This window comes from uncultured Georgenia sp., assembly GCF_937958535.1.
In the GTDB taxonomy this organism is placed as follows: Bacteria; Actinomycetota; Actinomycetes; order Actinomycetales; family Actinomycetaceae; genus Oceanitalea.
Genome location: NZ_CALGNQ010000125.1, coordinates 24,215 through 30,845 on the forward strand (window position 1 = coordinate 24,215; position 6,631 = coordinate 30,845).

Sequence of the window (6,631 nt, forward strand, 5' to 3'; positions counted from 1 at the left end):
GGTCGCGGAAGGCCGCGCCGGGGTCGGGGAACGGCGCGCCTACTCGGGACGCACCGGAGCCGTCGAGCCGCGCACGACGAGCTCGACACCGAAGCTGCGCACCACCGGAGCGTCCTCCGGGGCCGGGGCGAGCGCGACCTCCAGCGCCGCGCCGCCCATCTCGCGCAGCGGCAGGCGCACGGTCGTCAGCGGCGGACGAAGGTCGGCCGCAACGGCGATGTCGTTGAACCCAGCCACCGACACGTCACCGGGTACGGCCCGGCCGTGGTCGTGGAGGTAGGCCATCGCCCCGATCGCCAGCTGGTCGGCCGACCCGACGACGGCGGTGACGTCGGGGTGGGCGGCGAGCAGCTCCCGCGCCCCGGTGTACGCGTCGTCACGCGTCGGGGCCCCGTGGCGGACCCGGACCCGCCCGCCGGCCGCCTCGACCACCGCGCGCAGGCCGCCGACACGTTCGGCGGTCGAGCCGACGTTCGCGGGGCCGGCGAGCACGCCGACGGTGCGGTGCCCGAGGCCGACGAGGTGCTCGGCCAGCGCCCGGCCCCCGGCCTCGTTGTCCACTAGGACCCGGTCGACGTCGATGACGGGTGTGCCGATGGCGACCACGCGCCCGCCGTTCGCCCGGAAGGAGCGGGCCCGGGCGGCCATGCCTTCCCGGTAGCGCTCGTCCTGCAGCCCCGACCCCGCGACGATGACGACGCTGGCCCGGTGGGACTGGAGCATCCGGAAGTAGGCCAGCTCGCGCTCCGGGTCGCGCTCGGTGTGGCAGATGGTCACGAGCAGCTGCCGCTCGGTGGCCACCGCGTGGATGCCGTTGACGATCTCGGAGAAGTACGGGTCGCCGACGTCACCGGCGAGGACGCCGATGGTCCCCGCACTCCCGCGCAGCAGCCCCTGTGCCTGGGCGTTGGGGACGTAGTCCAGCTCCTGCGCGGCGGCCTCGACGCGCCGGCGAAGCTCGGGAAGCACCGGGTAGTCGCTGCCCGAGAGCACCCGCGACGCCGTCGGCACGGACACACCGGCGCGCTTGGCGACGTCCCTGAGGTTGACGGCCATGCGGCGAGCGTAGCTCCCCTGCTGCCGGGCACCGGACACCGGTCCCGGACGGCGCACCTTGACGGCACCGCGCCGCCTCACCTACCGTCGGGGGCACGAGAAATGCTTTTCTACGCCCGGGACGCCCGACGCCGACCGCTCGCTCACCGAGGAGACCCCATGACGACCATCGCCCACGCCTCCGAGCCGACGGACGAGGCGGCACTCGACCAGCTCCTGTCCGAGCCGACGCCGGGCGTCGGGGAGGCGCTCGCCGCGGCCGGCGGGGACATCGTCCTCCTCGGTGCCGGCGGGAAGATCGGGCCCTCGATGTCCCTCATGGCACGCCGGGCGCTCGACGCGGTCGGCTCCAGCGCGCGGGTCATCGCCGTCTCCCGGTTCTCCGACGCCGCCGTCCGGGAGCAGCTGGAGGAGGCCGGGATCGTCGTCCGGTCGGCCGACCTGGCGGACCCGGAGTCCTACGCCGAGCTGCCCGACGCCGCGGCGATGTTCTACCTCGCCGCGATGAAGTTCGGCACCACCGGCCAGGAGCACCGCACCTGGTGGTCCAACGCCGCCATGCCGGCCATGGTGGCCGACCGCTACCGCGGTGTGCCCTCGGTGGTGTACTCCACCGGCAACGTCTACCCCCTCACCCCGCTCTCCTACGGCGGCTCGGTGGAGACCGACGAGCCGCTGCCGGTCGGGGAGTACGCCCAGTCCTGCCTGGCGCGCGAACGCATCTTCACCAGCGCCGCCCACACGTGGAACACCCCGACGACGATCTTCCGGCTCAACTACGCCTGCGAGCTGCGCTACGGCGTCATCGCCGACATCGCGGTGAAGATCGCCGACGGCGAGCCGGTCGACGTCACGATGCCGGCGGTCAACGTCGTGTGGCAGGGCGACGTCAACGCCTGGGCGCTGCGCTCCCTGGAGCTCGCGGCGACCCCGCCGCACATCCTCAACGCCACCGGGCCCGAGACGGTGCCCGTCCGGCGGCTGGCCACCTGGCTGGCGGAGGACATGGGCATGGAGGTCGACCTCGTCGGCGAGGAGTCCTCCGACGCCCTCCTGTCCGACGCCGCCGAGTGCCTCGAGCGGTACGGCTACCCCTCGGTGCCGCTCCGCCGCCTCGTGCGCTGGGTGAGCCGGTGGGTGGCCGACGGCGGCCGCCAACTCGGCAAGGCGACGAAGTTCCAGCAGCGGGAGGGGAGGTTCTGATGGGCCTGCACGAGCGCCTGGCCGGCGGGGTCGTCATCCCCGCCCACCCCCTCGCCCTGGACGACCGGGGCGCGGTCGACCTGCGTGCGCAGCGCGCCATCACCCGCTACCAGCTGGCGGCCGGGGCGCACGGGCTCGCCGTCGGCGTGCACACCACCCAGTTCGAGCTGCACGACGACCGCGGTGCGCTGCGCGAGGTGTGGGAGCTCGCGGCCGGGGAGGCCCGGGCGAGCGGCCGCTCCCCCGTCCTCGTCGCCGGGATCACCGGGGACGTCGGGCAGGCCGTGGCCGAGGCCGAGCTGGCCGTCGAGCTCGGCTACGAGGCGGCCCTGCTCAGCCCCTGGGGCATGGCCGAGCGCACCGAGGCGACGCTCCTCGCACGCGCCGCTGCCGTCGGTGAGGTCATCCCCACCATCGGCTTCTACCTCCAGGACTCCGTGGGCGGGCTGCGCCTGAGCCGCAGCTACTGGCGCTCGCTGTTCGACCTCGAGTCCGTCGTCGCGGTCAAGACCGCCCCCTTCGACCGGTACCGGACCGGTGACGTCGTCCAGACGCTGCTCGCGCACGACCGCTGGCGCGACGTCGTCGTCCTCACCGGGAACGACGACGCGATCGTCCACGACCTCCTCACCCCGTACCGGGCGACCGTGGACGGCGAGGAGCGCGAGGTCCGCGCGACCGGCGGCCTCCTGGGCCAGTGGGCGGTGGGGACGCGGGCCGCCGTCGAGCTGGTCTCTGCGGCAGGCGCCGCCGTCGCCTCGAGCTCCGTCCCGCTGGACCTCATGGTGCAGGCGAGCGCGCTCGTCGAGGTCAACGCGGCGGTGTTCGACGTCGACCACGACTTCGCCGGCTGCGTCCCCGGGGTCAACGAGGTCCTGCGCCAGCAGGGCCTGGTGCGCACGGCACGCTGCCTGGGCCGCGACGTGCTCTCACCCGGGCAGTCCGAGCGCATCGCCGCCGTCCGGGCGCGCTACCCGGACCTGCTCGACGAGGAGTTCGTCGCTGCCAACCGGGACGGGTGGCTGGCGTGATCGTCGGCTGGGGCTCCTCGTCGATGGAGGGGATCGGCCCCGCCCTCGAGGTCGCGCTGGACGGGACGGGACGCGAGCTGCGCAACCTCGGCAAGGGCGGTGAGACGTCGCATCACACCGCCGCCCGGCTCGGCGCCCTGCCCCCGCTGCTCACCCTCCCCGACGGCGTCCTCCCGGCGGCCGGCAGCGTGCCCGTGCGCTCGGTCCTGGACCTCCAGGCGGTGTCCCTCCGGGCGGTCGCCGGGACGGTTGCGGGCGTCCGCGGGGTGCTGGGCCCGAGCGCCGAGCAGGTCGTCTTCACCCGCGAGACCCCCGGGCCGCCGGTCGCGGTACCGGGGCCGGTGCCGTTCCACTCCCTGCTCGGGCCGCAGCTCGCCGCGTACGACACGCTGCTGTGGATCGGCAAGAACGACCTCCACCACGGGGACAGCGCCGAGGACGTGGTCGGACGGACCCGGGCCACGGCCGGGTGGCTCACGGCGCGCGGTACCCGCGTGCTCGTCCTCGGGCATTTCGTCAACACCGGGTCCCCGGCCGAGCTGCAGCGGCGCGTGGAGGCGACGAACGCCGCGCTCCAGGCCGAGTACGGCGACCACTTCCTCGACGTCAACGGCCCACTGACCGCGCCCCACGTGTGGGAGCGCACGGGCCTCACGGCCACGGCCGAGGACCGTGCCGAGCAGGCCGCCGGACGCAAGCCGCCGTCGCTCTCCGCCGACCACAACCACCTCGACATGGTCGGCTACCACCTCGTCGCCCGGCTCGTCCGCGACCGGCTGCGGGCCCTCGGGTGGCTGGAGCCGGCCGCGGAGGCCGTTCACGCGAAGCCGTAGAGCCCTGTCCCGTCCCCGTCGGGGTAGGTCACCGTCCCGTCGCGGACCGACACCAGCCCGGGGTGCCGCCGCGCGAGGTCGGCGTTGGAGTCCGGGGCGTACTGGCGGCTGTTGAGCTCGAGATGACGGCGCGTCAGGGGCAGCTCGGCGACCAGCCGGGCGGAGTGGGCCAGCGCCCAGGAGCTGGCGGTGAGATCCTGCACCACACACCACAGACCGCGTGCCCGGGCGACGGTCGCCGCCACGAGCGCCGCGGTCTGGCCCTTCGCCGCCTTGACCACGACGCCGCTCCACCCCCGGTCGGCCAGGTCGAGGAGCCCGGTGAGCCGGTCGAAGCCCTCGTCGAGCACGGTCGGGACGCGTCCGGACAGCTCTCGCAGGGCCGCCGCGTCCGGGTCGGACGTGCGCGCCACCGGCTGCTCGAGGTAGTCCACCGCCGCGGCGGCCGCCGGTGAGAGCCGGGCGACCTCCTCGAGCAGCCGGAGCGCCACCTGCGGGCCGCTGCAGCCCGCGTTCGGGTCGAGCGCCAGGACCACGCGGTCCTGGTGCCGGGCCGCGACGTCGTGGACCGCCACCACCCGCTCGGCGTCGGCGGCCGGGTCGGCACCGACGAGCTTGAGCTTGAGGTGGTGCGGGCGCTCCCGGCGCAGCCAGGTCTCCAGGTCCGCCGGCCCGTCGGCCGGGCTCAGCGGGTCCCCGACACCGACGACGTGCTGGACCGCCAGGTGCCGCCGCGGCGCGACGAGGACGTCGCCGGGGAAGGTGCCGCGCAGGCCGGGGTCCAGCCAGGACAGGTCCTGGGCCAGGTGGTCCGCGGTGGCCATGGCGAGCGAGGAGCGGCCCGCCGCCCGTCCCCAGGCGTCGTGCAGCGCGTTGTCCACGGCCCCCACCGCGAGCAGCCCCGCGAGGCGCGGGACGGCCTCCGCGCCCGGGCCCGCCGCGGTCGCGAGGACGCCGTCGAGGTCGGCGGTGAGCCGGCGCCAGGTCTCGACGGGGTCGGCGCACGGGGCCTCGAGCGCGGCATCGACGTACCGGCGCACCAGCGTGCGCAGCACCTCGTCACGGGCCGGCACGGGCAGGTCGCCGTGCGGCCAGGCCCAGGGCACCGACAGGACGCTCTGTCCGTGGCCGCGGGCCCGCCGCCCGTGACGGGTCTCGACGTCGAGGGTCACCTCGGCGATGGTGAAGAAGTCGATCGGCCGGCCGCTGATGACGAAGGGGCGGGCGAGCCGCACCTCGCGGAAGGCGACGACGGCGTCCCGCGCCCTGATGTCAGTGTCGTGCACGTCAGGCCAGCCGGTCGTAGCCGTCCGCGGTGACCTCGAAGCGCAGGGTGCCGTCGGTGAGGAAGCCGGCCACCTCGCGCAGCACCGTGGCGCCCTGCGCGAACCGTGCCTCGACCGTGCCGCCGGCGACGTGCGGGGTGAGGATGACGTTGGGCAGCCCGAGGAGGGGGCTGGTCGGCGGCAGCGGCTCCTCGTCGAAGACGTCGAGCCCGGCACGCAGCCGCCCGGCGACGAGCTCGTCGGTGAGCGCCGGCTCGTCGACGACGGCGGAGCGGGCGGTGTTGACGACGACCGCGCCGTCCGGCAGCAGGGCGAGCATCTCCCGGCTGACGAGATGTCGCGTCTCCGGTGTCGCCGGCGCGTGGACGGCCAGGACGTCGACGCCGCGGCACAGCGCGGCCAGGTCGGTGAGCTCGACCCCCAGGGCGGCGGCTTCTGCGGGCGTGGCGTACGGGTCGTAGGCGACGACGTCGGTCGCTCCCAGGCCGCGGACCATACGCACGTAGTGACGGCCGGTGCGGCTGAGGCCGACGACCCCGATCCGCTGGTGGGCGATCCCGTTGCCGAGCAGGCCGTTGCCGCCGGCGAACCAGTCCCGGGTGCGCTGCAGCCCACGGTCGTGGGTGTGCAGGTTGCGGAGCAGGGCGAGGGTGAGGGTGACGGCCAGCTCCGCGACCGGCAGGGCCATGGCGTCCGACCCGCCCTGCGCGAGCCGGAGCGTGCCGTCCATGAGGACCTCGCGGGGGAAGAGCTTGCGCACCGACCCGGCGGAGTGGACGGCGAGCCGCAGCCGGGAGCCACGGAGCCGGTCGGGCGGGAACGTCGCGGTGCTCCACGAGGTGATGAGGACGTCGTACTCGTCGGCGACGCCTGCCGGAACCTCCACCGGGCCGCTCCCGCCGGCGACGACGAGCTCGCCGAGGTCGGCGAGCTCCCGCTGGGTCGCGGGGGCGTAGAGCAGGTCGAGCTCCTCGGTGCTCACCGCGGCGTAGATTCGGGCGCGCTCGACCATCGGACTCCTTCGTGCTCGGCTGTCCGCGCCAGCCTAGGGAGGGTCCCGCCCTGAATGCAAGCGGTTGCACGAGTCCCGTGGCGCCCGACCCGTGCGTCGGGCCCCGGGGCTACTCCACCCCGACGATGTCGACGACGAAGACGAGCGTGTCCTCGCCGCCGATCCCGGCCTGGGGCACGCCGCGGGGGCCGTAGCCGTGCTCCGGCGGGA

The 6,631-nt window shown here is 75.1% G+C and carries 6 protein-coding genes and 1 pseudogene; 3 read left to right on the forward strand and 4 right to left on the reverse strand.

All coding sequences use genetic code 11. From position 1 onward, the window contains the following. Positions 1-39: 39 nt before the first annotated feature. On the reverse strand, positions 40-1,056 hold the full coding sequence (locus Q0195_RS07350; protein WP_299276522.1) for a LacI family DNA-binding transcriptional regulator: 1,017 nt from the start codon (positions 1,054-1,056) through the stop codon (positions 40-42). Between the two features lie 159 nt (positions 1,057-1,215). Between Q0195_RS07350 and Q0195_RS07355 the strand changes: the two genes are divergently transcribed. From Q0195_RS07355 to Q0195_RS07365, 3 genes are read left to right on the forward strand one after another with little or no spacing between them, the layout of a single operon-like run. Further along, complete coding sequence (locus Q0195_RS07355) at positions 1,216-2,259, forward strand: NAD-dependent epimerase/dehydratase family protein (RefSeq protein WP_299276524.1); 1,044 nt, start codon at positions 1,216-1,218, stop codon at positions 2,257-2,259. Next, positions 2,259-3,290: a dihydrodipicolinate synthase family protein gene (locus tag Q0195_RS07360; protein ID WP_299276527.1), complete on the forward strand. Its 1,032-nt coding sequence runs from the start codon at positions 2,259-2,261 to the stop codon at positions 3,288-3,290. The genes Q0195_RS07355 and Q0195_RS07360 overlap by 1 nt, the downstream gene beginning before the upstream one ends. Next, on the forward strand, positions 3,287-4,123 hold the full coding sequence (locus Q0195_RS07365; protein ID WP_299276529.1) for an SGNH/GDSL hydrolase family protein: 837 nt from the start codon (positions 3,287-3,289) through the stop codon (positions 4,121-4,123). The genes Q0195_RS07360 and Q0195_RS07365 overlap by 4 nt, the downstream gene beginning before the upstream one ends. On the opposite strand, the gene Q0195_RS07370 is transcribed toward Q0195_RS07365, so the two are convergent. The 3 genes and pseudogenes from Q0195_RS07370 to Q0195_RS07380 form a co-directional block, all read right to left on the reverse strand. Continuing rightward, complete coding sequence (locus Q0195_RS07370; RefSeq protein WP_299276532.1) at positions 4,108-5,409, reverse strand: enolase C-terminal domain-like protein; 1,302 nt, start codon at positions 5,407-5,409, stop codon at positions 4,108-4,110. The two genes, Q0195_RS07365 and Q0195_RS07370, sit on opposite strands and share 16 nt — an antisense overlap. Before the next feature lies 1 nt (position 5,410). Further along, positions 5,411-6,421, reverse strand: coding sequence for a hydroxyacid dehydrogenase (locus tag Q0195_RS07375; protein WP_299276534.1), 1,011 nt, complete (start codon positions 6,419-6,421; stop codon positions 5,411-5,413). A gap of 109 nt (positions 6,422-6,530) precedes the next feature. Next, positions 6,531-6,631 (reverse strand): annotated as a pseudogene (locus tag Q0195_RS07380) (FKBP-type peptidyl-prolyl cis-trans isomerase); the annotation flags it as partial.